24 protein-coding genes are annotated in these 23,850 nt (G+C 54.4%); 11 read left to right on the top strand and 13 right to left on the bottom strand.

The features are described 5' to 3' along the window. The first annotated feature begins 148 nt into the window (after positions 1-148). The 5 genes from ACTU44_RS14465 to ACTU44_RS14445 all read left to right on the top strand — a co-directional run bounded on the left by ACTU44_RS14465 (position 149) and on the right by ACTU44_RS14445 (position 5,784). Complete coding sequence (locus ACTU44_RS14465; protein ID WP_114097286.1) at positions 149-670, top strand: TRAP transporter small permease; 522 nt, start codon at positions 149-151, stop codon at positions 668-670. Then, on the top strand, positions 667-1,947 hold the full coding sequence (locus ACTU44_RS14460) for a TRAP transporter large permease (protein ID WP_114097287.1): 1,281 nt from the start codon (positions 667-669) through the stop codon (positions 1,945-1,947). Before ACTU44_RS14465 ends, ACTU44_RS14460 begins: the two co-directional genes overlap by 4 nt. A 99-nt stretch (positions 1,948-2,046) precedes the next feature. Next, on the top strand, positions 2,047-3,102 hold the full coding sequence (locus ACTU44_RS14455; RefSeq protein ID WP_114097288.1) for a TRAP transporter substrate-binding protein: 1,056 nt from the start codon (positions 2,047-2,049) through the stop codon (positions 3,100-3,102). Between the two features lie 86 nt (positions 3,103-3,188). Further along, a complete protein-coding gene (locus ACTU44_RS14450; protein ID WP_462095744.1) occupies positions 3,189-4,658 on the top strand; it encodes a M81 family metallopeptidase in 1,470 nt (489 codons plus the stop codon). Between the two features lie 55 nt (positions 4,659-4,713). Continuing rightward, positions 4,714-5,784: a D-TA family PLP-dependent enzyme gene (locus ACTU44_RS14445; protein ID WP_462095743.1), complete on the top strand. Its 1,071-nt coding sequence runs from the start codon at positions 4,714-4,716 to the stop codon at positions 5,782-5,784. A gap of 33 nt (positions 5,785-5,817) precedes the next feature. On the opposite strand, the gene ACTU44_RS14440 is transcribed toward ACTU44_RS14445, so the two are convergent. Continuing rightward, a complete protein-coding gene (locus tag ACTU44_RS14440; RefSeq protein ID WP_462095742.1) occupies positions 5,818-6,309 on the bottom strand; it encodes a hypothetical protein in 492 nt (163 codons plus the stop codon). 198 nt (positions 6,310-6,507) lie between these two features. Here ACTU44_RS14440 and ACTU44_RS14435 point away from each other — a divergent pair, with 198 nt between their 5' ends. The 3 genes from ACTU44_RS14435 to ACTU44_RS14425 all read left to right on the top strand — a co-directional run bounded on the left by ACTU44_RS14435 (position 6,508) and on the right by ACTU44_RS14425 (position 8,920). Beyond that, positions 6,508-7,359: an alpha/beta hydrolase gene (locus ACTU44_RS14435; RefSeq protein ID WP_462095741.1), complete on the top strand. Its 852-nt coding sequence runs from the start codon at positions 6,508-6,510 to the stop codon at positions 7,357-7,359. A 125-nt stretch (positions 7,360-7,484) separates the two neighbouring features. Further along, positions 7,485-8,426, top strand: coding sequence for a bifunctional Delta(1)-pyrroline-2-carboxylate/Delta(1)-piperideine-2-carboxylate reductase (gene lhpI / locus ACTU44_RS14430; RefSeq protein ID WP_462095740.1), 942 nt, complete (start codon positions 7,485-7,487; stop codon positions 8,424-8,426). Beyond that, on the top strand, positions 8,423-8,920 hold the full coding sequence (locus tag ACTU44_RS14425; RefSeq protein ID WP_114097294.1) for a thioesterase family protein: 498 nt from the start codon (positions 8,423-8,425) through the stop codon (positions 8,918-8,920). The genes lhpI and ACTU44_RS14425 overlap by 4 nt, the downstream gene beginning before the upstream one ends. Before the next feature lie 57 nt (positions 8,921-8,977). Here ACTU44_RS14425 and ACTU44_RS14420 read toward each other — a convergent pair whose 3' ends face one another. After that, positions 8,978-9,490, bottom strand: a complete 513-nt coding sequence (locus ACTU44_RS14420; protein WP_336081350.1) for a GNAT family N-acetyltransferase — start codon at positions 9,488-9,490, stop codon at positions 8,978-8,980. Positions 9,491-9,590: 100 nt separating this feature from the next. Here ACTU44_RS14420 and ACTU44_RS14415 point away from each other — a divergent pair, with 100 nt between their 5' ends. Further along, positions 9,591-10,823, top strand: coding sequence for a bifunctional alpha/beta hydrolase/OsmC family protein (locus tag ACTU44_RS14415; protein ID WP_462095739.1), 1,233 nt, complete (start codon positions 9,591-9,593; stop codon positions 10,821-10,823). A gap of 66 nt (positions 10,824-10,889) precedes the next feature. On the opposite strand, the gene ACTU44_RS14410 is transcribed toward ACTU44_RS14415, so the two are convergent. From ACTU44_RS14410 to ACTU44_RS14365, 10 genes are all read right to left on the bottom strand, one after another. Continuing rightward, positions 10,890-11,237, bottom strand: a complete 348-nt coding sequence (locus ACTU44_RS14410; RefSeq protein ID WP_336081345.1) for a RidA family protein — start codon at positions 11,235-11,237, stop codon at positions 10,890-10,892. 42 nt (positions 11,238-11,279) lie between these two features. Beyond that, positions 11,280-12,566 (bottom strand): M20 family metallopeptidase, encoded by a 1,287-nt coding sequence (locus ACTU44_RS14405; RefSeq protein ID WP_462095738.1) that lies wholly within the window; start codon positions 12,564-12,566, stop codon positions 11,280-11,282. A 51-nt stretch (positions 12,567-12,617) separates the two neighbouring features. After that, entirely contained in the window at positions 12,618-13,763 is a 1,146-nt protein-coding gene (locus tag ACTU44_RS14400) for an NAD(P)/FAD-dependent oxidoreductase (protein ID WP_462095737.1), read from the bottom strand. Then, positions 13,760-14,818, bottom strand: coding sequence for a histone deacetylase family protein (locus ACTU44_RS14395; protein ID WP_462095736.1), 1,059 nt, complete (start codon positions 14,816-14,818; stop codon positions 13,760-13,762). The genes ACTU44_RS14400 and ACTU44_RS14395 overlap by 4 nt, the downstream gene beginning before the upstream one ends. 67 nt (positions 14,819-14,885) lie before the next feature. Continuing rightward, positions 14,886-15,815, bottom strand: a complete 930-nt coding sequence (gene kce, locus ACTU44_RS14390) for a 3,5-dioxohexanoate:acetyl-CoA acetone transferase (protein ID WP_462095735.1) — start codon at positions 15,813-15,815, stop codon at positions 14,886-14,888. Further along, positions 15,812-17,188 (bottom strand): aminotransferase family protein, encoded by a 1,377-nt coding sequence (locus tag ACTU44_RS14385; protein ID WP_462095734.1) that lies wholly within the window; start codon positions 17,186-17,188, stop codon positions 15,812-15,814. Before ACTU44_RS14385 ends, kce begins: the two co-directional genes overlap by 4 nt. Positions 17,189-17,223: 35 nt before the next feature. Beyond that, entirely contained in the window at positions 17,224-18,321 is a 1,098-nt protein-coding gene (locus ACTU44_RS14380) for an ABC transporter ATP-binding protein (protein ID WP_462095733.1), read from the bottom strand. A gap of 110 nt (positions 18,322-18,431) precedes the next feature. Next, positions 18,432-19,586: an ABC transporter substrate-binding protein gene (locus tag ACTU44_RS14375; protein ID WP_462095732.1), complete on the bottom strand. Its 1,155-nt coding sequence runs from the start codon at positions 19,584-19,586 to the stop codon at positions 18,432-18,434. A 111-nt stretch (positions 19,587-19,697) separates the two neighbouring features. Next, on the bottom strand, positions 19,698-20,513 hold the full coding sequence (locus ACTU44_RS14370; protein ID WP_114097518.1) for an ABC transporter permease: 816 nt from the start codon (positions 20,511-20,513) through the stop codon (positions 19,698-19,700). 15 nt (positions 20,514-20,528) lie between these two features. After that, positions 20,529-21,401, bottom strand: coding sequence for an ABC transporter permease (locus ACTU44_RS14365; protein ID WP_462095731.1), 873 nt, complete (start codon positions 21,399-21,401; stop codon positions 20,529-20,531). Positions 21,402-21,576: 175 nt separating this feature from the next. On the opposite strand from ACTU44_RS14365, the gene ACTU44_RS14360 reads away from it, so the two are divergent. Further along, a complete protein-coding gene (locus ACTU44_RS14360; RefSeq protein ID WP_462095730.1) occupies positions 21,577-22,521 on the top strand; it encodes a LysR family transcriptional regulator in 945 nt (314 codons plus the stop codon). 185 nt (positions 22,522-22,706) lie between these two features. After that, positions 22,707-23,393, top strand: coding sequence for a GntR family transcriptional regulator (locus ACTU44_RS14355; RefSeq protein WP_114097305.1), 687 nt, complete (start codon positions 22,707-22,709; stop codon positions 23,391-23,393). Here ACTU44_RS14355 and ACTU44_RS14350 read toward each other — a convergent pair. Next, complete coding sequence (locus ACTU44_RS14350) at positions 23,390-23,842, bottom strand: type II 3-dehydroquinate dehydratase (protein WP_462095729.1); 453 nt, start codon at positions 23,840-23,842, stop codon at positions 23,390-23,392. The two genes, ACTU44_RS14355 and ACTU44_RS14350, sit on opposite strands and share 4 nt — an antisense overlap. Positions 23,843-23,850: the final 8 nt, after the last annotated feature.

Below are 23,850 nucleotides of genomic sequence, written 5' to 3'. Positions count from 1 at the left end.
AGTTTAACTACCTAAAACAGTTTCAATATTCGGTCAATAGCGGAAAAATTGCGCCGATGATGTTAAAAATGTGTAGACAAGCTACAAAAATGATCTCAGGATGTAGAAAAATTACACAAAAGATTCATCAGCGGAGAGATTGGCGAAGATGGCATTACGCCGTGTTGAAACCATTGCAGCGACCCTAAGCCGTTCCCTGAACTGGGTTGTCGAACGCGTTATTGCGCTTTTGATGCTTGTTCTGGTTCTGGATGTCTGGCTTGGCGTTATTGATCGATACATTTTCCATTGGCAACTACCCTGGCCCGAGGAACTCGCCCGTTATCTGATGATCTGGGCGGCACTTCTGGCGATTTCGGCCGGGATTGCGCGCCGCGAGCATATCGGGATCGGGATGTTTGTTCTGAGCCTGCCAATGCCGATCCAGCGCAGCATCCTGTTTCTGGTCGATCTGATTGCACTCGCCGCATTCCTCTATCTTGCGATCTATGGATTGGGCTTTGCCGAAGGCGGCATGCGCCGTCAGGCCATGATTTTCGGGATGTCGCTCGCACTTCCCTATGCCGCAGTACCGGTCTCAAGCCTGTTGGCGGCAATCCAGCTTCTTCTTGTAGCCTTGCGTGATCAGGGCCGCTTCATCCCGGTTGATCTTGCGGAGGGCGCGGAATGATCGTCGCCATTATTTTTGTCGTTCTGATGGTTTTGGGCATGCCGATCGGTTTTGCCCTGGGTGTGGCAGGTGTCGTTGGCCTGTTTGACATGGGCGGGGGGATGTTTCTGTCCCAGGGCCCAAGCAAGGTATTTAACGGATTGAACGTTTTTCCGTTCCTTGCCATGCCTTTCTTTATTCTTGCTGGCGAAATCATGAACCATATCGGCATCACAAGCCGTCTGGTGAAATTTGCCCAGGCCCTTGTCGGGCATATGCGTGGTGGTCTGGCCCATACCAATATGCTGGCATCCGTTTTCTTTGCGGGGCTTACGGGTGCCGCAACGGCGGATGCGGCGGCCTTTGGCAAGACGCTTGTTCCTGCCATGGTCGAACGCGGATATCGCCGGGACTATGCCTGTGCGGTGACTGCCGCCGGGTCGATCATCGGCCCGACCATTCCCCCATCGGGATTGATGGTGGTGTATGGCTCACTGATGGGGGTTTCGATTGGTGGTCTGTTTGCGGCAGGTATTTTGCCGGGTCTTATGATCTGTCTGATCTGCATGACCGTGATTGCGGTGACGGCACGCGCCAAGAACCTGCCGAAAAATGAACGTCGGGCCACGCTTCTTGAAATCTGGCAGATTTTCAAATCATCGATTACCGCACTGATCATGCCCCTGATCATTCTGGGCGGCATTCTTGGCGGGATTGTCACGCCGACCGAGGCCGCATCGGTTGCGGTTGCCTATGCGCTGTTTATCGGTGTGTTCATCTATCGTGCGCTGAGCTTTGCCGATTTCTTCGGGATGCTGGTGCGCACAGCCCGCGTCACAGGCGTGATTTTTGTGATCATTGCTTTTGCGTCGATCCTCGGCTGGTGGCTGAGCTTCAATCGCATTCCGCAAGAAGTCGCAAGCCTTGTTCTGGGCGTGTCCGGGAACCCCTATATCGTGATCTTCATGATTGTCGGTCTGCTTCTGCTGATCGGTATGGTGATGGATATCAACGCCATCCTGATCATTCTGGCACCGGTTCTGGTTCCGCTGACAGTCCAGATCGGAATGGACCCGATCCATGCCGGGATCATCTTTATCCTTGCGCTCAATATCTCGCTGATGACGCCGCCTGTTGGGGCATGTCTGTTCGTGTTGTCATCGGTGACGGGTGAAAAGCTTGAAAAAATCGCAGCACAGCTTTGGCCATTCCTTTTGGCTGAACTGGGTGTGCTGTTCCTGTTTGCCTTCTGGTCGGATCTGGCGCTCGCGATACCGCGACTGCTTGGCTTCCGCTAGGCCTGCGGGGTGAAGACAGCCCCGGTCAGTCCGGGCCGGGGCACGCACCAAAACAAAATGCCGGACACCATAAAGTCGTTACATCAAGGAGAGGTAAGAATGAAAACCGTAAAGCGTTTGGGCGCAGCCGCCCTGGCAACTGCGATGCTGATGGGCAGCACCTCGATGGCATTTGCCGAGGCCAAAGTCCTGAAATTCGCCCACGACAATAAAACCGACCCGTTCGAAAACCCGGCACATGCCTGTACTGCTGTTTTTGCCAATATTGTCGAAGCTGACACCAATGGCGAAATCAAGGTTGAAGTCTATCCGTCCAACCAGCTTGGTTCGGCCGCCGAACATGTTCAGATGGTTCGTGATGGTCTGATTCAGGGTACCCTGACCTCGACCGGGGCGCTGGCATCCTATTATCCGCGCATCGATGTTCTGAACCTTGCATTCGCATTTGACAGCAACGCGTCCACCTATGACGTATTTGATGGTCCTTTCGGCTCGGCGCTTGCGTCTGACATCGAAGGTACCCTTGGTGATGTCAAGGTTCTGGGCTTCCCTGATACCGGCGGGTTCTTTGCTGTGACCAACTCCCAGCATGCGATTGCCACCCTTGAGGATTTCAAGGGCATTCGTATCCGCACCATGTCACTGCCGTCACACCAGAAAATCATGCAGGCACTGGGTGCAGAAGCATATCCGATGGCCTGGGGCGAAGTTTATGCCGGCCTTCAGACCGGCGTGATCGACGGTCAGATGAACCCGGTTCCGACCGTGACCTTTGCCAAGTTCAACGAAGTTCAGGGATACCTGACCCTGACCAATCACCTGTTCTCGCCTTACACCATGATGCTGTCCAAAGCATTCTGGGATGACCTGACCGCTGATCAGCAGAAAATCATCCGCTACGCTGCCCAGTCTTGCGTTGTTGCAAGCCGCGGTGTGTCACGCGTGATCGAGGCGTCTGATCGTGGTCTTGCCGGTCTTAAGGACAAAATGGAAATCACCGCTCTGTCGGCTGAAGACCGTGAAAAGTTCAAAGAGGCAACCCAGCCGGTCGTGATCCAGCACGTACAGGAAAGCCTTGGCGATGAAGGTGTGAAACTTCTGAACCTGTTCAAGGAAGAAGTCGAGAAAGCCAACGCCAGCCGCTACATGGAATAAGCCATTCCACCCACCGAAGGGGCGGCTTTCTGCCCCTTCGGATTTCATTAGCTGATATCAAAAGACCAATAACAAAGGCACGGGCCATGCGGATTTTTTGCGCCTCGATTGCAACCGAGACCAATACATTTTCACCTTTAAGAACCGATTTTTCCGATTTTCAGGAAAGCTTTTACGCGCCGCCTGGTCAGCATCCGGTGACCCCGACGCTGTGCAGTGCCGTCTTTACCGAAGGCCGCCTTCGTGCCGCAAAGGAAGGCTGGGACCTGATCGAAGGCACTGCAACCTGGGCTGAGCCCGGCGGGCTTGTCAGCCGCGAAACCTATGAACAGCTTCGCGACGAGGTTCTGGGGCAGCTCCGCGCGGCCATGCCGGTTGATGGCGTGATCCTTGGCCTGCATGGCGCGATGGTTGCGCAGGATTATCTTGATTGCGAGGGCGATCTTATTTCGCGCATTCGCGCGCTTGTTGGTCCGAAAGTTGTGATCGGCACCAGCTTTGACCCGCATAGCCATCTGACTGCATTGCGTGTAGATAATGCCGACATCATCGTCGCCTTCAAGGAATTCCCCCATACCGATTTCGTCGAAACCGGGCGTGCGGTGGTTGATCTTGTGTTGCGCACGCTGCGCGGTGAAATCACGCCGACCAAGGCAGTCTTTGATTGCCATATGATCGAAGTCCTGCCGACATCGCGTGAACCGATGCGGTCCTTTATCGACCGGGCAAAGGATATGGAAGGGACGGGCGATATTTTATCGGTTTCCTTCATTCACGGCTTTATGGCCGGTGACGTGCCCGACCTTGGTGCCAAGGTCATTGTCACCACCAACAATAACCCTGCGGAAGCCAAGCAGATTGCACGAGACCTGGGGGTTGAGTTGTTTGGTTTCCGTGGGGCCACCCGGCCGACATTCCTTAAACCCGAAGCGGCCCTTGATCAGGCATTGGCATCTGATGCCAAACCGATAGTGCTAACCGATGTCTGGGATAATCCGGGCGGAGGCGTACCGGGCGACAGCACGATTTTACTGCGCGCGGTGATGGAACGCGGGCTTTCTGATTATGCCTTTGGCACGCTTTGGGACCCGATGGCGGTAAAGACCTGTTTTTCTGCGGGCGAGGGCGCGACATTGCCGCTGCGCTTTGGCGGTAAAACCGGTGCCCATGCCGGAGCCCCGATTGACGCCGAGGTCACGGTCAAGAAGCTTGAACGCAATGCCTGGCAGTATTTCGGCGAAAGCATTGTGCCGCTTGGCGATTGTGCGGTGATCGTTCTTCCGGGCGGGGGTGAGGTGATCCTTAATACCAACCGGTCGCAAAGTTTCGATCCCAGCCTGTTTTCGAATATGGGGATCGATCCGAAATCAAAAAAATATTTGTTTATCAAATCGACCAATCACTTCTACGATGCCTTCGCCAAAATCGCGGGCGAGATCATCTATATTGATGTGCATGGTCCTTATCCGTCGGATCCGAAAACCAATGGATACCGCCATGTCAAACGTCCGCTTTGGCCGATTGTCGATGATCCGTTTGCCCAAAAGGCCAGCTGATTGTTGATTGCCATCGCCCCTTCGCGTCACCACCGAAAATCAAAGGACGTTTTTCATGACCCGTTCACCGCAATATCCCCAACTTGATACGCCTTGCGCGGTGATCAATCTTGATACGGTCGATCGCAACGTAAATGCCTATCAGGCCTATTGCGACAAGCACGGCATTGCGCTGCGCCCGCATATCAAGACCCACAAGATCCCGGCCTTTGCCAAACAGCAAATCGATGCCGGGGCCAGGGGAATTACCTGTCAGAAAATTGGCGAGGCCGAAATTATGGCCGATGCCGGACTGGATGACATTCTTCTGACCTATAACGTGTTGGGTGAACGCAAGCTTGCTCGTCTGCGTGCCTTGTTTGACCGGATCAAAACGCTTCGTGTTGTTGCCGATAACGAGGCCGTCATCGAAGGCCTGTCGCGGGCCTTTTCTGACAGTGCCAAGCCGCTGGAAATCCTGATTGAATGTGATACCGGCGGCGGACGTTGTGGTGTGCAAAGCCCCGATGCAGCAGTGGTTCTTGCACAAAAGATCCAATCCCTTCCGGGCATTGCCTTTGCCGGTCTGATGACCTATCCGGCGGCCGGTGGTGGACCGAAAGTTGGCGGGTTCTTCGGCGATGCCATGGCCAAGCTCGACGCGGTCGGGATTGACTGCCCGATCAGAAGTTCGGGCGGGACACCCGATATGTGGAAGGCCCACGAAGTATCGAACGTCACCGAACATCGTATCGGCACCTATATCTATAACGACCGGTCATTGATGGCGCGTGAGGTCTGTGGCGAGGATGATTGTGCACTTCGTGTTCTGGCCGAGGTGGTTTCACTCCCGGTACCCGGACGTGCAATCATTGATGCGGGATCAAAGGTTCTGACTTCCGATCTTTTGGGTCTTGAGGGATATGGCTGTGTCGTTGGCCATCCCGAGGTCAATGTGGTCGGTCTTTCCGAAGAACACGGCATCCTGCATTTCGAGGCCGATCTGAGCCCGTTTGAAATCGGCGAGCGGATCGAAATCATCCCCAACCATGTCTGCGTGGTCAGCAATATGCTTGATCAGGTGCATCTGGTGCGTGGGGACGTGATCTCAACGGTCGATGTCACCGCACGCGGCAAGGTTTTGTAACCAAACAATCCATATCGCGGGAAGGCCCGGCGGTCACGCCGGGTCGTGATTGGGCAGATAGCCGGTGAAACCGGTGATCAGCCATTTCCCGTCATCCTGTTTTTCGCAGTAATAATGGGTTTTCCAAAGCAGACGGTCTTCTGTGCCGTCTGCTTTTTTGATGCGCCCGTTGAAATGTTTGCGCACCAATGCGCGGTTGCCGGTAATGTCGATTTTCTCAAGTCTGGTTGCGCGAAATACACCCGCATAAAGGTCTTCGGCAAACGCGATTTTTTGCGCTTCGATCGCCTGACGCAGCCATTCATCGCGATAGGCCCCAAGATCGGGAAACATCATTTTCCAGTCATCGGGATTATCGGATTTACAGGCATCAATCGCATAAAACCCGTCTGCCTTGAAATCATCTTCGACCATCGACCAGTCGGCGGCAACGAAGGCCGCAATATCGCGCGGAACCAGCATTTCCCATATTTGATTGCGGTCGGTATCAGATGGCGGAAACGGGCTTTGATCGGTGGGGCGCATTGCTGTCTATCCAGTTGATATAAAAATGATTTAACCCATTTTTGCATCCCGGCGATGGCGGTTCAATCACAGAAGAAACAAACGCGTAAAAATACGCATCCCCGATGCGAAGTGATTGCAAACAGGGAAAAATTGAAGAAAGATCGGTATTGAAGATCAGATCGTATACAGATCTAACCCATAAAATCAGAGGTGCCGATGGCTTGGGGTGGTTTCACATCAGCTGAACTTGAATGGCAATATAATCCGCGCGAAACCGTGCCGGAATTCATGACGCATTTCGAACGGTTTGTGAAACTGTCCGGTGAAACCCGCGCACAGTTGGGCGGCAAAATTGATGTCCGGTTCGGTGACGGACCCAAGGAAACCATGGATGTTTTCATGGCATCCGATCCCGGTGCCCCGGTTCATATCTTCTTCCATGGCGGATACTGGCGCAGTCAGGACAAAAAGGATTATGCCTTTGTCGCCCGTGATCTGGTGGCGGCCGGGTTTACGGTGATTTGCCCGAACTATGATCTTTGTCCTGATGTCACGGTGGCCGATATCACCGAGGAAGCCGTCCGTTGCATCGACTATGTCTATCGCAATGTCGAAGCTTTTAACGGGGATCGGGACAATATCTCGATCTCTGGCCATTCAGCAGGCGGGCAGATTGTCGCGCGCCTTGCCACCCATGACTGGGAAGAAACACTTGGCGATGCGACACCGTTTTCGGCTGTGATTCCGATTTCGGGTGTTTTTGATCTTGAGCCGATCCGTCACACCAGTCTGAATGACGATATTCGTCTTGATGAAGCATCGGCTGCCGATAATTCCCCGATGCTTGATGCTGTGCCGATGGATGTGCATATGATGGTCATTGTCGGCGGCAATGAAAGCCCGGAATTCGTGCGCCAAAGTGATGCCTATGCCGCCTATTGCGGAAGTGCGGGGCACAAGGTCCCGGTCTACAAGGCCTGGGGGGCGAACCACTTTACCGTGCTTGAAGAAGTGTTTTTGGGCACCGGTTCGTTGTTTGGGCATCTCAAGCGGTTCCTGCAACCGTAAATCACGGAAAATCACCTAAAAACAGCATGAAAAACCATCGCACTTCCTGTGACGCGGGCAGTCTGACGTGATATAAAAAATGTCCGCTACCATACTGAAACACAAATAATTCTACAGGAAGGCCCATGCGTTTCGTTACTGCCGAAGATATCGACAAATTTGTATCGCCCCGTGATCTGGTTGAAGCCCTTCGTGACGGTTTTGCGCAAGGCTGCGAAGCGCCGTTGCGCAGTCATTTCAACATGGAACGCAGTAACGAGGATGATGCGACTTTCCTGATCATGCCAGCCTGGCAAAAAGACGGGGCAGCGGGGGTTAAAATCGCCGCTGTTGTGCCGGGGAATTCTGCACGCAATCTTCCGGCGGTTTCGGGAACCTATGTGCTGCTTGATGCGGTCACCGGACAGCCGTCTGCTGTTCTCGATGGTACCAAGCTGACCACGCGCCGCACGGCGGCGGCATCGGCGCTGGCGGCTGACTATCTGGCACGCCAGGATGCGACGGATATGGTTATGGTCGGTTCAGGTGCCATGGCCCCGCAATTGATCAAGGCTCATGCGTCGGTGCGTCCGATCAAAAATGTCACGATCTGGAACCGCAATGCCGACAAGGCGACGAAACTTGCTGCCGAGATTGCCGAACTTGGTTTCAATGCGTCGGGAACCGATGATCTTGAAACCGCCTGCAAGTCCGCAGACCTGATTTCATGTGCGACCCTTTCGACCGAGCCGCTGGTAAGCGGTGACTGGCTACGTGATGGCACCCATGTCGATCTGGTGGGTGCGTTCAAGCCGACCATGCGCGAAAGTGATGATGCCGTCATGGCGAAATCGCGCATCTATGTCGACAGCTTCGAAGGGGCCAGCGCCGAAGGCGGCGATGTCGTTCAGGCAATCAAAAGCGGTGCAATCACCAAGTCCGATATCATCGGTGATCTGTTTGGCCTGACCCGTGGTGAAGTCAAAGGACGTGAAACCGATGGCGAATGCACGGTGTTTAAATCCGTCGGGCATTCGCTGGAAGATTTCTTTGCCGCTGTTGCTGTAGTCAAGGCGGTTGAAAAATGATCAGCAAGGATCTGTTTGCCAAAGAACCGCTCGAAGTATTTCGCGGAACCATCAAACCGGAATGGATTGATTTTAATGGCCATATGAATGTCGGATATTACGTGGTTGCATTCGATCTGGGGTCCATGGCGTTCCTGAATGCGGTGGGTATGGGCTTGAACTATCCCGAACAGCGCAATGGATCGACCTTTGCCCTTGAAATGCATGTGACCTATGACCGGGAAATTCATCAGGATGAACCGTTTGTCATTCACACCCGTGTACTCGATTGCGACCAGAAGCGTGTTCACATGTATCACGAAATGCGTCATGGCACCGAAGGCTGGCTGGCATCAACCAACGAAATCATCACCATGCATATCAATATGACGGAACGCCGGTCGGCCCCGTTCCCCGACGATATCATGGCGACACTCAACAAGATCAGGGAAGCCCATGCTGATCTTCCGATCCCGTCCGGTGTAGGGCGCAAGATCGGCATCCGCCGCAAGTAAAATGATAAACCCCGCATCGGATGGATGCGGGGTTTTCTTTTTGCGAAATGTACCGGCCTAGGGACGGCTTGCCATATAAAGTCGGCACATTTCACCCGACTGATTGACATCCTGATCCCGTAAAAATGTCAGGCCCAGCTTTTCAAGCATGTGAATGGACGGGCCATTATCGGGCAGGCAATACCCGTAAACCTTGTCAAAACCATAGACGTTCCAGCCGTGATCAAGCAGCGCGGAACAGACTTCATAGGCGTATCCCTTGCCCTGATGGGGCTCCGTCACGGCATAACCGATATCAGGCGCATCAAGGGTATCGCGTTTGACAAAGCCGATCAGTCCAATCGGGCTTTGTGTTTCCTTTTCCAGCGCAACGCACATTCCGAAGCCAAGCTTTTCATAATTCTCACGAAAGCGCAGATCAATGTAATCGCGTGCGGCCTGAAGGTCGTGGATGTTGCGATCACCGATAAAACGGATCCATCCCGGCTCGTTGAGCAGTTGCAGAATGAACGGGGCATCGTCATGGGTGGCTTCGCGCAGGATTGTGCGCGGTGTTTCAAGAATGGTCATGATGTGGGGCGCTTGTTATGGTGGAAAAAGACGTTCAGAACTTTACCGTGAATTCCATGTAATCAAAGCCGTTTTTCGGTCTGCAGACACGGAGAGATCAATGCCGGTCAAGCCCATTAAACTGACATTCGAAGGTGCCCATGGGGCCGAGCTGGCCGCAAGGCTGGATTTGCCGGTGGGGCCCGTACGGGCCTATGCGCTGTTTGCCCATTGTTTCACCTGTAGCAAGGATTTAACCGCGGCACGCAAAATCGCCCAGTCCCTGACCTTGCAGGGGATTGGTGTGTTGCGGTTTGATTTTACCGGGCTTGGCGGTTCGGGCGGGGATTTCTCGTCGACCAATTTCACCTCCAACCTTGAAGATCTGCGGCGCGCGGCGGATTTTATGCGGCATGAATTTGCGGCCCCCAGACTTCTGATCGGCCATTCACTGGGCGGGGCGGCGGTTCTGGCCGTTGCCGATAGCGTGCCCGAAGCAACCGCCGTGGCAACTATTGCCGCACCTGCCGATGTCGAACATGTGACGCATAATTTTGATGGTTATCTTGATGATATCGAACGCGACGGGCAGGCGGAGGTATCACTGGGCGGGCGACCCTTTGTGATCAAGCGCCAGTTTGTCGAAGATCTGCGTCATCACAGTGTCGAAGCCGCAGTTGGCAAATTGCACAAGGCGTTGCTGGTGCTCCACGCGCCAATGGATCAGACCGTCGGGATCGAAAATGCCGGGCGGATTTATGATGCGGCCAAACATCCCAAAAGCTATGTCTCGCTTGATAGCGCCGACCATCTTTTACGCAATCCCGATGACGCCGAATATGCAGCAAACGTCATTGCGGCATGGGCGAAACGCTATCTTCCCGACGATACGCCCGAGCAGCCGGAAGTGGCCGAAGGTGTGGTGGTGCGCGAGACCGGCCTTGGCAAATTCCAGTCGATGGTGATTGCCGGGCAGCACCGCATGATTGCCGATGAACCGGAAAATGTCGGTGGCTTTGACAGCGGCCCGTCTCCCTATGATTTTCTGTCAGCCGCCCTTGGTTCCTGCACGGTAATGACGCTTCGACTTTATGCCGATCAGAAGCAGATCCCGCTTGATAGTGTCCGGGTTGAAGTCCGTCACGAAAAAATCCACGCCGAAGACTGTGCAGAATGCGCCGGAAAACCGGTGTCGAAGTCGGGCAAGATTGATCGGTTTGAACGCCTGATTACGCTTCATGGCGATTTCACCGATGACGTGCGCACAAGGCTTCTTGAAATTGCCGATAAATGCCCGGTTCACAGAACACTTGAAGCCAGTTCCGTGATTGTGACACAGGAACATTCGGCTTGAGTGCGAAAACAAAAACGCCCGGCATACATTCCATATGCCGGGCGTTTTGCGATGATATCGATCAGATTACGGTTTTGCCGCAACCACGATGAACTCAACAAGGTAATCCGGGGTGGCAAGCTTTGCTTCGCCGCATGCACGTGCCGGGGTGTGACCCTGCGGGACCCATGCGTCCCAGATTTCGTTCATTGCTGCGAAATCTTTCATGTCAGCCAGCCAGATGGTGGTCGACAGGATGTTTTCCTTGCTCGAACCGCATTCGGCCAGAAGCGCGTCTACCTTTGCCAGGCATTCTTTGGTCTGGTTGGTAACGTCGCTGCCCGGTTCGCCGACCTGACCAGCAAGATAGATGGTGTTGCCATGAACAACGGCCTGGCTCATACGCGGGCCGGTGTGGAAACGTTGAACGCTCATGAAGCTCTCCTTTGGTGACAAAATTGAATAATTTATTCGGGTTTAGCTACCACGCTTTTGCACGCCGCACCAGTCAGCAATGAACAGGGCAAGCACTTCGGTAACTTCCATCATGGAGGCGATTGAAACCCGTTCGTCAATGCCATGAATTCGTTCGGCTTTTGGGCCATAACAGGTTGCCGGAATGTTACCGTAAATCTGGAAAAAACGGGCATCCGTGGTCGCGGTCGAGGCATAGTTTTTGATCGCGTTTCCGGTGACTTCCTGATGGATGTCGCCAATCATCGTCATCATCGGATGATTGACATCCATTTCGCATCCTTCGGCCTGAAAACCGCGATAGGTGATCTCGATCTTGGCACCCTTGCAGGACGGATGATTATCAAGCGCGCTTTGTTTCACCGCTTCGATGGTTTCGCGCACTTTTTCAAGTTCCATTCCCGGATAGAAACCAACCCGGATATCAGCCGTGCAAACCGGCGGTACGGTTGATGCCCATTCGCCGCCCTCGATCTTGCCAAGGTTGAAGTTCACGGGGTGAACATGCGCCCCGTATGCACAATGCCGGTCCGTCGGATGGTTCCAGATATCCTCGACCTCCTTAAGGACTTCAAAGAAGCCAAATGCGGCTTCAATGGCGTTACTTCCGGCTGAGGTATCAAGAACATGGGCGGGGCTTCCCGAAACATGGATCTGGAACCACATCACGCCAAGCTGTGCGGTCATCAGTGTCTGGTTAAACGGTTCAGGGATGATTGCACAATCGGCACGATATCCGGCATGAAGACAGGCAAGCGCGCCGTTGCCGGTACATTCTTCCTCGATCACCGATTGCAGGGTAACAAGGGCAGCGGGTTCAAGCCCGATATCGTGCAGGGCCTGAAGGGCATGGCAATAGGCAATGATACCGGCCTTCATGTCGCCCGCACCGCGCCCATAAAGCCAGTCGCCTTCGACATACGGATCAAACGGTCCGCGACGCCATTGTTCAACCGGTCCGGTCGGTACAACATCCATATGTCCGTTGAGGATCAGACTTCTTCCCGTCGGGTTTTGCGGTCGATGCAGGCCAACCACATTTTCGCGCCCGTCATAATTTTCGATTACGGGCGGGGAGAAGCCGGGTTGATCCCGCAGGGCTTCGATATCGATTGTGACACGTTCGACATCCAGTCCCATTTTGGCAAACTGTTCGGCGATCCAGTCCTGCGCCGATGCTTCGTTACCCAGAAGGCTGTCGTGACGCACCAGCGTGCAAAGATCATCAACCGCCGCAGATGTGCGCTCTGCTACGGCCTTGCGAAGGGCGGCGCGATCAAAACCGGTCATAGTGTCTTCTCCGTTCAGGCAAGGCTTGGTAGCCGATTGCCTGTGTCGTCATCATTTGCCAGTGGCAAGGGTCGGTCGGGTGGCCGAAAGGGCATCCTTGGTCACGCCAAGCTTTTCCATATGCGTCGGGACGCCATCGCCACAAATCAGGCTTGCGGCATATTCACCCATGGCGGGTGCCGTCTGAATGCCATAGCCGCCCTGACCGGCAAGCCAGTAAAACCCGTTTTCGTCCGCATCAAAGCCGGAAACCGGATCACCATCGGCAAAGAAGCTGCGCAGTCCGGCCCATGATTCACCGGGGCGACGCACAACAACATTGGTCGCCGTCATCAGGCGGTCAATGGCAATGGCGATATCAAGTTCTTCTGGCTGAACATCATGGGGTTCGGTCGGTGTCTTATCGGCTGGCGATACCAGCAAACGACCGGCGTCTTCCTTGAAGTAAAGGGACTCATCAAGGGCTGCGACCATGGGCATTCCATGGATGTTGATATCTGCCGGGGCATCAATCATTACGGCCGTTCTGCGCTTGGGAACGATGCCAAGCGGTTTGACACCAGCCTTGGTTGCGATGTCATCGGCCCATGCGCCTGCGGCATTCACAACGATATCACCCCCATAAACCGAACCGTTGGCAAGCGTGACCTGCCATTTTCCATCGGCCTTGGTGATTGAATGCACGTCGGCCTTGGTGACAAGCGTTCCGCCATTGGCTTTGAACTGACGGATAAAGCCCCAATGCAGCGCGTGAACATCGATGTCCATGGCATCGGTTTCATGGGCGCCCTTGCCAATCAGATCGATATTAAGGATCGGAACTATTTCCTTGAGTTCCGCAGGGCTTAATTCTGTGAAAGTGGCCCCGTTGGCGCGTCCTTCGGAAATCAGTGCATCCAGTTCGGCTTCTTCGCCCGGGGCTGCATACATCACGATCCCGCGTGGGGTCAGGATCGGGTTTTCGGTGAAACCGGCTGGCGGGTTCAAAAAGAAGTCCCGGCTGGCGGTTGACATCTTGCGAATGATCTTGGGGCCATAGGTCTCGCTATAAAGGGCGGCGGAACGACCGGTGCTGTGATAGCCCGGCTGATCTTCGCGTTCGAGAACCGTGACGGATTTTCCCGCCTTTGCCAGAAAATATGCAGCCGACATTCCGGCAATGCCGCCGCCAATAATCAGGATGTCTGAATGGGTCATTTGGGGCCTTCTGATAACGTGGTGTTCTTGTTGGTGACGCCAAAGGCGCTGAGGAATTGATACAGGTTTTCTGCCAGCGTGGAACTGACATAACCACCTTCCTGCACTATCACGGTTGGGCAGGTAAGGGTGCCAATTTTTTCGCCGATTTTCGAAAAACCATCGGGGCTGACAGCAAGCCCGCCGAACGGATCATCACGTGACGCATCAAGACCAAGCGCAACCACAACCGCGTCCGCCCCGAAATCGTCAATCGCTGCCATGGCGCGATCAAGTGCTTCGAGAAATACCGCATCGCCGCTGCCCAGTGGCAGGGGATAGTTTTTGTTAAATCCATGACCTTCCTGTGCACCGGTTTCCTCTGCGTGGCCCCAGAAAAACGGATAGAAATCCATGGGATCAGCATGGATCGAAAGGGTCATGACATCGGCGCGGTCATAGAAGATATGCTGCGTACCATTGCCGTGATGCAGATCGACATCAAGGATCGCCACCCGGTCATATTTCGCACGCAGCTCCTGTGCGGCAATTGCGCTGTTGTTCAGATAGCAAAATCCGCCGGCGATATTGCCACTCGCGTGATGGCCGGGTGGGCGACACAGGGCATAGGCCGCATGCGCGCCCTTGTCGCGGACGTGGCGGGCGGCTGAAATCGCGGTCTGGGCACTGGCATAGGCCGAATGCCAGGTGGTTTCCGAGACCGGACAGGACGTATCGCCCAGATGAAAACCGGCCTTGCCCGTATGGTGGCGCGGGTAGGGGCCATTGCGGTCAAACGGATGGATATTGGGGATCACCAGTTCCGATCCGCCCGCCTCACGCCATTCCCGATAGATGGTTTGCAGAAAGTCCAGATATTGCTCATCGTGAATGGCGGCAATCGGTGCCATACCGGCATCATCGGGCGCGCGAAGTTCAAGGCCCAGCCGCGATACCGCCGTGCGCAGAATATCGGCGCGTTCGGGGACTTCGGGGATCGGCTTTTTCTCACCTGCGACAATGAATGTCTTGCCGTGATGACGTAACTGATCGTCTGAGAAATAGGCATGCATCATCGCTGCCGCCTTTCACTTTGTGCGTGGTCAAACGGTTGTGGCTTTGTGTCTTCAGTTGTATGTCGAACTAAAAGGCGACCTTGTCGGCACCTTTCAGTCCCAAAATCGCGCGCGCCTCGTCGGGGGTTGCGATTTCAAGTGACAACCCGTCCAGAACTTCGCGAATTTTGCGAACCTGGGATGCGTTGTCGGGCGCAAGTTCGCCCTTGCGCAGATAAAGATTGTCTTCAAGGCCGACCCGGACATTGCCACCCATGGCGGCTGCCATGCTGGCAAGCGGCATCTGATGACGACCAGCCCCCAGAACCGAGAAATGGTACTGGTCGCCAAACAGCTTGTCGGCAGTGCGTTTCAGATGTGCAAGGTTGTCGGGATCAGCCCCGATGCCGCCCAGAACGCCCAGCACAAACTGGATAAAGATCGGCCCCTTGATCAGACCCCGGTCGACAAAATGGGCAAGGGTATAAAGATGGCCAACGTCATAGCATTCAAACTCGAACCGCGTTCCGTTGACTTCGCCCAGATCGGCCAGAATGGTCTCAATGTCCGAAAACGTGTTCTTGAAAACAAAGTCGCGGCTGTTTTCAAGAAACTCCGGTTCCCAGTCATGTTTCCATTCTGTACGGCTGGCAAGCGCCGGGAACAGGCCGAAATTCATCGTGCCCATATTCAGCGATGCCATTTCCGGCGCAGCATGACTGGCCGCACGAATGCGGTCCTTGACTGTCATGGTCATGCCGCCGCCGGTCGATATGTTGATTACTGCATCGGTTGCGGCCTTGATCCTGGGCAGGAATTCCATGAACAGATCCGGTTCGGGACTTGGAAATCCGGTCTGCGGGTCACGGGCATGCAGATGCAGGATCGAGGCCCCGGCATTGGCCGCATCAATGGCCTGCTGTGCGATCTCGTCCGGGGTGATGGGCAGATGCGGGCTCATGGATGGTGTATGCACCGATCCGGTCACCGCGCAGGTGATGATAACTTTGCGGCTCATGAAAACGCTCCGGCGGTGGCAAGTTCGTCCTGAAGTTCGACAAGGGCGGCACGCAGGGGCACCAGAATGTCGTCGAACTGTTCGGGCTTGATCGTCATGGGCGGGCAGACCATGACATGGTCGCCGCGATATCCGCCGCGTGTGCGACGCCAGTAAATGATCAGCCCCTTGTCATAGGCAATGTCGACCAGACGGGCAGCCGCCATATGTTTGGGGTCAATCGGCTCCATGGATGTGCGATCCTTGACCAGCTCGACCGCCAGCAACAACCCCTTGCCGCGCACATCACCGATCATGGTGAATTCGTCCGACAGCTTGGAAAGTTCGGCCTTCAATGCCGCACCGCTGGCGGCTGCATTTTCAAGCAGGCCGTCTTCGTCAATCACATCAAGAACCGCATTGCCCGCCGCACAGGCCAGCGGATTACCGGCATAGGTGTAACCATGGATAAACCCGCCATGATCCAGAACCGGGCCGACAATGCGATCAGGCGCAATCATCGCACCCAGCGGGGCATAACCTGCTGCCAGTCCCTTTGACACGGCAAGGATATCAGGCGTGATGCCCCAATGTTCGCAGGCAAAATATTTACCGGTACGACCGGCCCCGGTCATGACCTCGTCATAGATCAGAAGAATGCCGTATTGATCGCAAATCTCGCTAATGCGGCCATAGTAACTATCAGGGGCAACAAGTGCCCCGGTCGCAGCCCCGCCCACCGGTTCCATGATGAAACCAAGAACAGTTTCCGGGCCCTGTTTGATGATCTCGGCTTCGAGCATATTGGCATATTTGATGCCGCGATCATGATCGGACAGATCATCACGATCCAGATAACAGGTCGGTGCGGGGATTTTCGGTTGATCCACCATCATCGGGGCGAATGGCGCATGCATCGGCGTATAACCGGTCAGGGCCAGTGCGCCAAGGGTCGATCCATGGTAGCTCGGGAACCGCGAGATGATCTTGGTACGCTGTGCCTGACCTTTGGCCAGTGCATATTGGCGGGCAAGCTTGATGCAGCTTTCAACCGCCTCGGACCCACCCGAAACAAAGAATACCCGTTCAAGATCGCCCGGTGCCCGTTCTGCCAGCCGCCAGGCAAGGTTTTCGGCCGCATCATTTTCGAAATGCAGGCGATAGGCGAAGCTTGCCTTTTCAAGCTGGGCATTCATTGCGGTAATCACGCGCGGGTCGCTATGGCCGATATTGCTGACCATCGCCCCGCTGGATGCATCGATATAGCGTTTGCCATCGACGTCCCACATGTAAACGCCTTCGGCACGGTCGATCAGCGGACGACGCGACCGGCTTTGATAGAACAGACGGGACTCCCGGTTATGACCGACCGGGCTTTTGATATCATGCGTCATTTATGGTGGCTCTCCTGAACCGGTATCAGTGATCCTTAGTCCTGATGACCGGGCAACAACACACAATTACGTGCCGCGATATGCATATAGATATCGGCACCTTCCTGATGGGGCCGGGCATCAATCGGGTTGATGACCTGCCAGTCGCGGCCATTGGCCTCGACGAAATAACGGGCCTGCTGGCCAAGATAATCGACTGTTTTGATCTTGCCGGGAATAGTGATAACGCCTTCACCGGAGCCATTTTGATCAGACAGTTCAATTTTTTCCGCGCGCACGACGGCACGCACATCTTTGGACCCATTGGCCTTGGCGGTTTGCTCGGTCGTGGTCAGAAGTGTCTCGCCACTTTTAAGACTGACACGTGTGAAACCTGCATCCGGGCTGCCAAGGTTTGCCGGGATAATGTTGGAATGACCAAGGAAGTCGGCAACAAATGCTGATGCGGGATTGTTGTAAACATCCTGCGGTGCGCCTTCCTGCTCGACAATGCCGTTATTCATGACAACCAGCTTGTCAGACATCGCCAATGCTTCGGACTGATCATGGGTAACAAATACGGTGGCAATGCCCAGTTCACGCTGAATGCGTTTGAGCTCGACCCGCATTTCTTCGCGCAGGTTGGCATCAAGGGCCGAAAGGGGTTCATCAAGCAGCAAAACATCGGGTTCGATCACAATGGCACGCGCCAGCGCAATGCGCTGTTGCTGACCACCGGAAAGCTGATTGGGATAACGTTCCGCAACATGGGGAAGCTGCACCAGATCAAGCGCCTGATTGACCTTCTTTGCGATGTCGGCCTTGGCGACTTTGCGATATTTCAGGCCAAAGGCGATATTGTCAAAAATCGTCTTGTGCGGGAACAGGGCATAGTTCTGAAACACAAGACCAAGATTGCGCTTGTGGATCGGCAGGCTGTTGACCCGTTTGCCCCGGATCATCAAATCGCCTTCGGTAATATCGGTCAGACCCGCGATCATGCGCAATGTCGTGGTTTTGCCACAGCCCGACGGGCCGAGAAAGGTGACAAAGCTGTTATCTGGCACGGTTAGGTCCATGCGTTTGACCGCCGTGAATTCCCCGTACCGCTTGACGACATTTTGAAGTTCAACGGCGTTGGATGTGTCTGCCATTGTGTTTAATACCCTGTCAGAATAAAGGTGCCCGCCCAAAAAGGTTGGGCAAATGTGTCCTGGCCGGTTGTGCGAAGGCCAGGACACAGGATCAGGTGCGCAAGGCGGGATTAGTAACCGCGCTGCACACGTGAGAAGGTTTTCGACCAGTCGGCTTCGTTCTCGTTCCAGTAGGCCGGATCAAAGAAGCTGAGTGATGCGAGCGTGCCCTTTGGATCGAACGCCGGCAGCGTCGGGATGACTTTGCCAAGTTCAACCTTCTGCGGGTCAAGGGCCGGCGGATAGCTCTGGCCTTCGGCAACTGCAATCGCGACTTCCGGCTCCAGCATGAAGTTCAGAAGCTCTTCACAGGCTGCCATCGGGCTGCCACGCAGAACAAACAGACATTCCTGCCAGCCAAGACCACCAGCCGGATCAAGATAGCCAATGTCATGGCCCTGATCCTGAAGTGCCTTGATGCGCCCTGACCAGCCTTCGGTGACATAGATTTCTTCTTCGGCCAGAAGGCTCATCAGTTCCGCGCCTGAGCTCCAATATTTAAGCGCCAGATCACGGTGCGAACGGATCATGTCCCAAACCGCATCAATGTCCTTGATATTGTTCGGGTCCTGATCGGACTGAAGGGCGCCGTACCAGATACGGGTTTTCCATTCACCCCAACCGCCGATCTTGCCTTTATAGGCTTCATCGACCATCAGCTTGGCGCCCTTGGCCTTGGCTTCGTCGTCGCTGATATATTTGCGGTTATAGGCAATGCCGGTGGTGCCGTAATCATATGGCACGGCCGAAATCGTGCCGCCGGTGATTTTACGAAGCGGCTCGATCAGGCTTGGAATCACGTTTTGAAGGTTCGGAATATTGGCTTCGTTGAGTTCCGAAGTCAGTTCGAGACCATGATAACGGGCATAGTCAAACACGCCCGAAAGGTGGGCAAGGTTGAATTCGCCCGGCTGGCCTGCCTTGACGCGTGCGATATATTCGTCAGCCCCGCCAAAGGTGCCCGAAACAACCTTGATGCCGGTTTTCTGGGTATATGGTGCAAAGGCGTATTTTTCGAATGCCTCGGAAACAACACCACCCCAACCGTCAAAGCGAACCTGTTCCGGGGTGGCAGCATGCGCCTTGCGTGCGAGCATCCCCATCGGGCCGCCGGTGACACCGGCAACAACACCGGCAGCGCCAAGTGCGGTCAGAAAAGTACGGCGGCTGATATCACCATCGCGGTAGCGATTAAGCAGGCGTTCATAGCGTTTCGTCTCGTCCATTTAAGGCCTCCTGATAAAACAATTTATTCCGTGATCGGTTTTGTTCTTGGTCGTTGGTCTTTTGGTCTTGTTGTTGGTTTTGGCGGTTTCCCGCGATATTCAAAGCTTGGTCTAGGCAATCTGTGTCTTGCGGTTTGATGCGCGCAATTTGCGCATTGCCATCACGCGCGCAATTGATGCCGCGACAAGGGGCAGGGCGACGGTGAAGATCACCATCACAGCGCCAAGGGCATTGATTTCCGGGCTGATGGAATTGCGCAGCATGGCAAAAATCTGGGTTGGCACGGTTTCAACACCGCCCGGTTTCCAGAACAGGGTGCCGGTGATGTCATCAAAAGAAATCGTGAAGGAAAACAGCATCCCGGCCATCACCGCTGGCATCATCAGCGGCAGGGTGATTTCAAAGAATGTCTGAATTGGCGTTGCGCCAAGGCTCATGGCGGCTTCTTCGACATCGCGCCGGATGGACACCAGTCGCGCCTGTACCACAAGCACCACGAAGGGCAGGGTAAAGACAACATGCCCCATCAGAAGCAGGCCAAAGCTTTTGGGCATCGACAATGCCTGCAGGAAAAGCAGCAAGGCAACAGCCAGAACAACTTCGGGGATCAGGATCGGCGCAACCAGAAGGGTCGAAATCGTCCGTTTTCCCGGGAAGTCATAGCGGACCATCGCAAGGGCGGCCAGCGTGCCAAGCGTCGTTGACACTGCACTGGTGAGAAAACCCAGTAACAGGGACGTTTTAAACGCGCGCACAATGGCGTCATTGTTCCAAAGTGCTTCGAACCAGCGCAGAGAAAATCCTTCGATGGGAAATCCGCCAAACTGATTGGCGTTGAATGCCAGAAGGATCACTACGGCAACCGGCGCAAACAGGAACAGATAAACAAGGATGGTGGCAATTCGGATCATCGACCAGCCGGACATTGTCATATACCTCCCTTATTTGAAGCTCTTGGCGATCTGATCGATGCCGAGATAGCGGGTGTAAATGACGACCAGCGCCCCCAGAAGGGCCAGAAGGACGAGTGAAAGTGCCGATCCAAGCGGCCAGTTCAACTGGGTGACGATGGCCTCGAACACCAGATTGGCAAACATCGCATCACGCGGACCGCCCAGAACAATCGGGGTGATATAGGTGCCTGCCGCCAGCACGAAGCACAGAAGCGATCCCGCTGCCAGGCCGGGCAGCGACAGTGGCAAGGTCACTTCGCGGAAGGCCTGAAAACCTGTGCAGCCAAGACTTTGGGCCGCTTCCGTCAGGTTCTTGTCGATACCATCAAGGCTGACATAGACATTCAGGATCATGAAAGGCAGCAGATAATGCACAAGCCCCAGCACAACCGTGGTCTGGTTATAAAGCATCTGGATCGGCTCATCGATGATACCAAGCGACAGCATCACGGTATTAAGCGCGCCCGATGTGCCCAGAATGTTGATCCATGACATGGTGCGGATGATGTAGCTGATCCAGAAGGGCAGCATCAGCATCAAAAGCAGAAATGCCTTGGATTTCATTGGCGTATTGGCAACGAAATAGGCCGGGATATACCCCACCAGTGCACAGATCACTGTGGTGTAAAAGGCAATGGCAAAGGTCTGAAACAGGATATCGCGATAGAACCGGTCGCCGAGAACCTCGATCCAGTTATCAAGATAAAAGCCGACCTGATCCGCCCCGGTCGCTGTGCGTAACCAGAACGAATAGACGACAATAAACAGCATCGGGATGATCAAAAGCAGCCCGACTGTTGCCAGCGATGGCGATAACAGTATCCAGGGCGCGCGACGCGTCCCGGCGATATCTGCGGCCATTTATGCCTCCCGTTATTGTGCTCCGGCGATGCCGTGCGCGGTTATTTGGCCGTTGAAATATTTGCAGGCACCATTCCACCCCAGACTTGCACATAGCGCAAATAGATAAGTAGAATAGATCCCATAGCTAATAACTATGGGATAGGTTGAACATGGCAGCAGCCGGGGGATTGTGATGAATGAACTGATGCGTCGCCAGTTTGACTGGAACCTGTTGCATACCTTTACCGTGATTGTCGAAGAACGCTCGATCACAGGGGCTGCCAACCGGCTTTTGCTGCGACAGCCAAGTGTCAGCAATGCGCTTAAACGGCTTGAAGACCAGATTGGCGCGCGTTTGATTGACCGGGAACGTGGCCGGTTCGAAGTCACCGAACAGGGACTGGCACTCTATCACGAATGTCGTGAAATCTGCGGGGCGATTGGCCGTTTGTCTGATGTAATGTCTGATAGCGGCAGTCAGCTGACCGGTCACTTGCATCTCTGGCTGGCCAGTCACGTGGTGTTTCCGCCGCTTGACGATGCGCTGTTTGATTTCAACCGTGCGCACCCCGAGGTAACCTATGAAATCAATGTTGCAACCTCGATGCATGTTGTTGATCAGGTTCTCTCACAGCAGGCGAGCTTTGGCATCTGTCTGGTCAAGGAACAGCATCCGCGACTGGAATATCGCAAGCTTTACCGCGAACATTTTGGCTTCTTCTGTGGGCCCAGCCATCATTTGTTTGGCAAGGAGAACCTGACACTTGCCGATCTGCGCAGCGAGGCTTTTGTTTCATTTTCCACCGATCAGCTTACCGATGCATTGGCCCCTGTCGCCATCTTGCGCGCACAGGAGGGCATGCGCGGCAAGGTCGTTGCTGTCAGCCCGCACCTTGAAGAGGTCCGTCGTCTGATCAATGCTGGACTGGGCATCGGGCCGCTGCCGATCCATGTGGTGCAGAACGCGACCGAACGCGGACAGCTGTGGCGCTTGCCGCCCTATGATGCGCCACCGGCAATTGACATCTATCTGGTCACCAATCCGCGCATGTCGCTGAGCCGGGCAGAACGGTTCTTCATCGATAACCTGACCGCACGCCTGTCACAGGCCCCTTATGGATATTTTGTCTATCCATAAGGGGCCTGCCGTGGATTTTCCTCATACAATGGCATCTCGAGGGCATCTCGAGACATAAAATAATAATGTATAACAGAAGGTTATCGTCAAAAAATGCATTTTGATAAATTTATCTTATATTTTTATGATTGTCTGGTAAAAGATTAAAGAGCTAAGTTAATAAGCAGTCTGAGAAACTTGCATCTATGAAACAAAAATCATTTTTCGTCGCACGCGAAAACGAAACCGTTGGTGAAGTCGCTTTTCGTAACATCCGATCCGATATCATCCGGGGGAGATTGGCCCCGGGGCAAAAGCTTAAACTTGAAAAGCTCAAGGCGGAGTACGGAGTAGCGGTTCCAACCCTTCGCGAAATTTTGAACCGGCTCGCGGCCGAGGAATTTGTAATTGCCGAGGGCCAGCGCGGATTTGAGGTGACAGGCGTTTCCGAGGCGGGGCTTCGTGATATTGCGGGACTGCGTCTGTTGCTCGAAACCCATGCCTTGCGACAGTCTATTGCAACAGGAGACCTGCAATGGGAAGCGCGCGTTGTTTCTTCGCATCATATGCTTAAAGTGGTTGAAACCAAGCTGATCGAAGGTGATCTCAGTCAGGTGGAACAATGGGTTCAGCAGGATTGGGAGTTTCACCATGCGACCATTTCGGCATGCCAGTCACCTGCGATGATGGCGGCCCATTCAACGGCCTTTGACCGGTTTCTGCGCTATCATATGCTGGTTCTGGACTTCCGTGGCAAGCCAGCCGCTGATGAACATGCAAAGTTGCGTGATCTTGTCATCGAACGCGATGTCGAAGCTGCGGTAAAGCTTCTGACCAGCCATGTTGAAAGTGGTCTTAATCACGTTCTTGGCACAGGAAAAATCCCCGCCTAGGCGGGGATTGCTTCCTGTTCTGAGATCATTTCCTTGAGCGCGCCGATAGCAGTCGGATAGCCCTTGGCACCAAGTCCGGCGATCACTGCTGTGACAACGCCCGACATCAGCGAATGGTGATACATCTCTTCGCGACGGTGAATATTGGTAATGTGGAATTCAATTACCGGACCGGAAAACATCTTCAACGCATCCATGATCGCCATCGACGTGAACGTATAGGCGGCTGGGTTGAAAACCAGGCCCGATGCCGTGTCGGTTGCCTCATGTATCCACTCGATAAGCTGGGTTTCGGAGTTGCTTTGGCGAAACTCAAGCGGTGTATCGCCAGCCGCAGCGCGGCACATTTTTTCCACGTCGGCCAGGGTCGTGTAACCATAAACTTCCGGTTCACGACGACCAAGCCGGTTAAGATTGGGGCCGTTTAAAACAAAAATGGGCTTAGACATGGTGGTCC

This window comes from Thalassospira sp. SM2505, from assembly GCF_054901115.1.
Note: the sequence above shows the minus strand (reverse complement) of the source record. Positions and strands in the feature narration are given on the sequence as shown.

What these genes read in the sequence shown, in the direction of transcription:
- kce (WP_462095735.1), bottom strand. Translation starts at nt 15,815, where the DNA reads ATGAGCCGCAAAGTTATCATCACCTGCGCGGTGACCGGATCGGTGCAT.
- ACTU44_RS14460 (WP_114097287.1), top strand. Translation starts at nt 667, where the DNA reads ATGATCGTCGCCATTATTTTTGTCGTTCTGATGGTTTTGGGCATGCCG.
- ACTU44_RS14395 (WP_462095736.1), bottom strand. Translation starts at nt 14,818, where the DNA reads ATGATGCATGCCTATTTCTCAGACGATCAGTTACGTCATCACGGCAAG.
- ACTU44_RS14450 (WP_462095744.1), top strand. Translation starts at nt 3,189, where the DNA reads ATGCGGATTTTTTGCGCCTCGATTGCAACCGAGACCAATACATTTTCA.
- ACTU44_RS14365 (WP_462095731.1), bottom strand. Translation starts at nt 21,401, where the DNA reads ATGGCCGCAGATATCGCCGGGACGCGTCGCGCGCCCTGGATACTGTTA.
- ACTU44_RS14405 (WP_462095738.1), bottom strand. Translation starts at nt 12,566, where the DNA reads ATGACCGGTTTTGATCGCGCCGCCCTTCGCAAGGCCGTAGCAGAGCGC.
- ACTU44_RS14410 (WP_336081345.1), bottom strand. Translation starts at nt 11,237, where the DNA reads ATGAGCGTTCAACGTTTCCACACCGGCCCGCGTATGAGCCAGGCCGTT.
- ACTU44_RS14380 (WP_462095733.1), bottom strand. Translation starts at nt 18,321, where the DNA reads ATGGCAGACACATCCAACGCCGTTGAACTTCAAAATGTCGTCAAGCGG.
- lhpI (WP_462095740.1), top strand. Translation starts at nt 7,485, where the DNA reads ATGCGTTTCGTTACTGCCGAAGATATCGACAAATTTGTATCGCCCCGT.
- ACTU44_RS14435 (WP_462095741.1), top strand. Translation starts at nt 6,508, where the DNA reads ATGGCTTGGGGTGGTTTCACATCAGCTGAACTTGAATGGCAATATAAT.
- ACTU44_RS14370 (WP_114097518.1), bottom strand. Translation starts at nt 20,513, where the DNA reads ATGTCCGGCTGGTCGATGATCCGAATTGCCACCATCCTTGTTTATCTG.
- ACTU44_RS14425 (WP_114097294.1), top strand. Translation starts at nt 8,423, where the DNA reads ATGATCAGCAAGGATCTGTTTGCCAAAGAACCGCTCGAAGTATTTCGC.
- ACTU44_RS14350 (WP_462095729.1), bottom strand. Translation starts at nt 23,842, where the DNA reads ATGTCTAAGCCCATTTTTGTTTTAAACGGCCCCAATCTTAACCGGCTT.
- ACTU44_RS14455 (WP_114097288.1), top strand. Translation starts at nt 2,047, where the DNA reads ATGAAAACCGTAAAGCGTTTGGGCGCAGCCGCCCTGGCAACTGCGATG.
- ACTU44_RS14440 (WP_462095742.1), bottom strand. Translation starts at nt 6,309, where the DNA reads ATGCGCCCCACCGATCAAAGCCCGTTTCCGCCATCTGATACCGACCGC.
- ACTU44_RS14400 (WP_462095737.1), bottom strand. Translation starts at nt 13,763, where the DNA reads ATGACCCATTCAGACATCCTGATTATTGGCGGCGGCATTGCCGGAATG.
- ACTU44_RS14465 (WP_114097286.1), top strand. Translation starts at nt 149, where the DNA reads ATGGCATTACGCCGTGTTGAAACCATTGCAGCGACCCTAAGCCGTTCC.
- ACTU44_RS14445 (WP_462095743.1), top strand. Translation starts at nt 4,714, where the DNA reads ATGACCCGTTCACCGCAATATCCCCAACTTGATACGCCTTGCGCGGTG.
- ACTU44_RS14415 (WP_462095739.1), top strand. Translation starts at nt 9,591, where the DNA reads ATGCCGGTCAAGCCCATTAAACTGACATTCGAAGGTGCCCATGGGGCC.
- ACTU44_RS14385 (WP_462095734.1), bottom strand. Translation starts at nt 17,188, where the DNA reads ATGACGCATGATATCAAAAGCCCGGTCGGTCATAACCGGGAGTCCCGT.
- ACTU44_RS14360 (WP_462095730.1), top strand. Translation starts at nt 21,577, where the DNA reads ATGAATGAACTGATGCGTCGCCAGTTTGACTGGAACCTGTTGCATACC.
- ACTU44_RS14355 (WP_114097305.1), top strand. Translation starts at nt 22,707, where the DNA reads ATGAAACAAAAATCATTTTTCGTCGCACGCGAAAACGAAACCGTTGGT.
- ACTU44_RS14420 (WP_336081350.1), bottom strand. Translation starts at nt 9,490, where the DNA reads ATGACCATTCTTGAAACACCGCGCACAATCCTGCGCGAAGCCACCCAT.
- ACTU44_RS14375 (WP_462095732.1), bottom strand. Translation starts at nt 19,586, where the DNA reads ATGGACGAGACGAAACGCTATGAACGCCTGCTTAATCGCTACCGCGAT.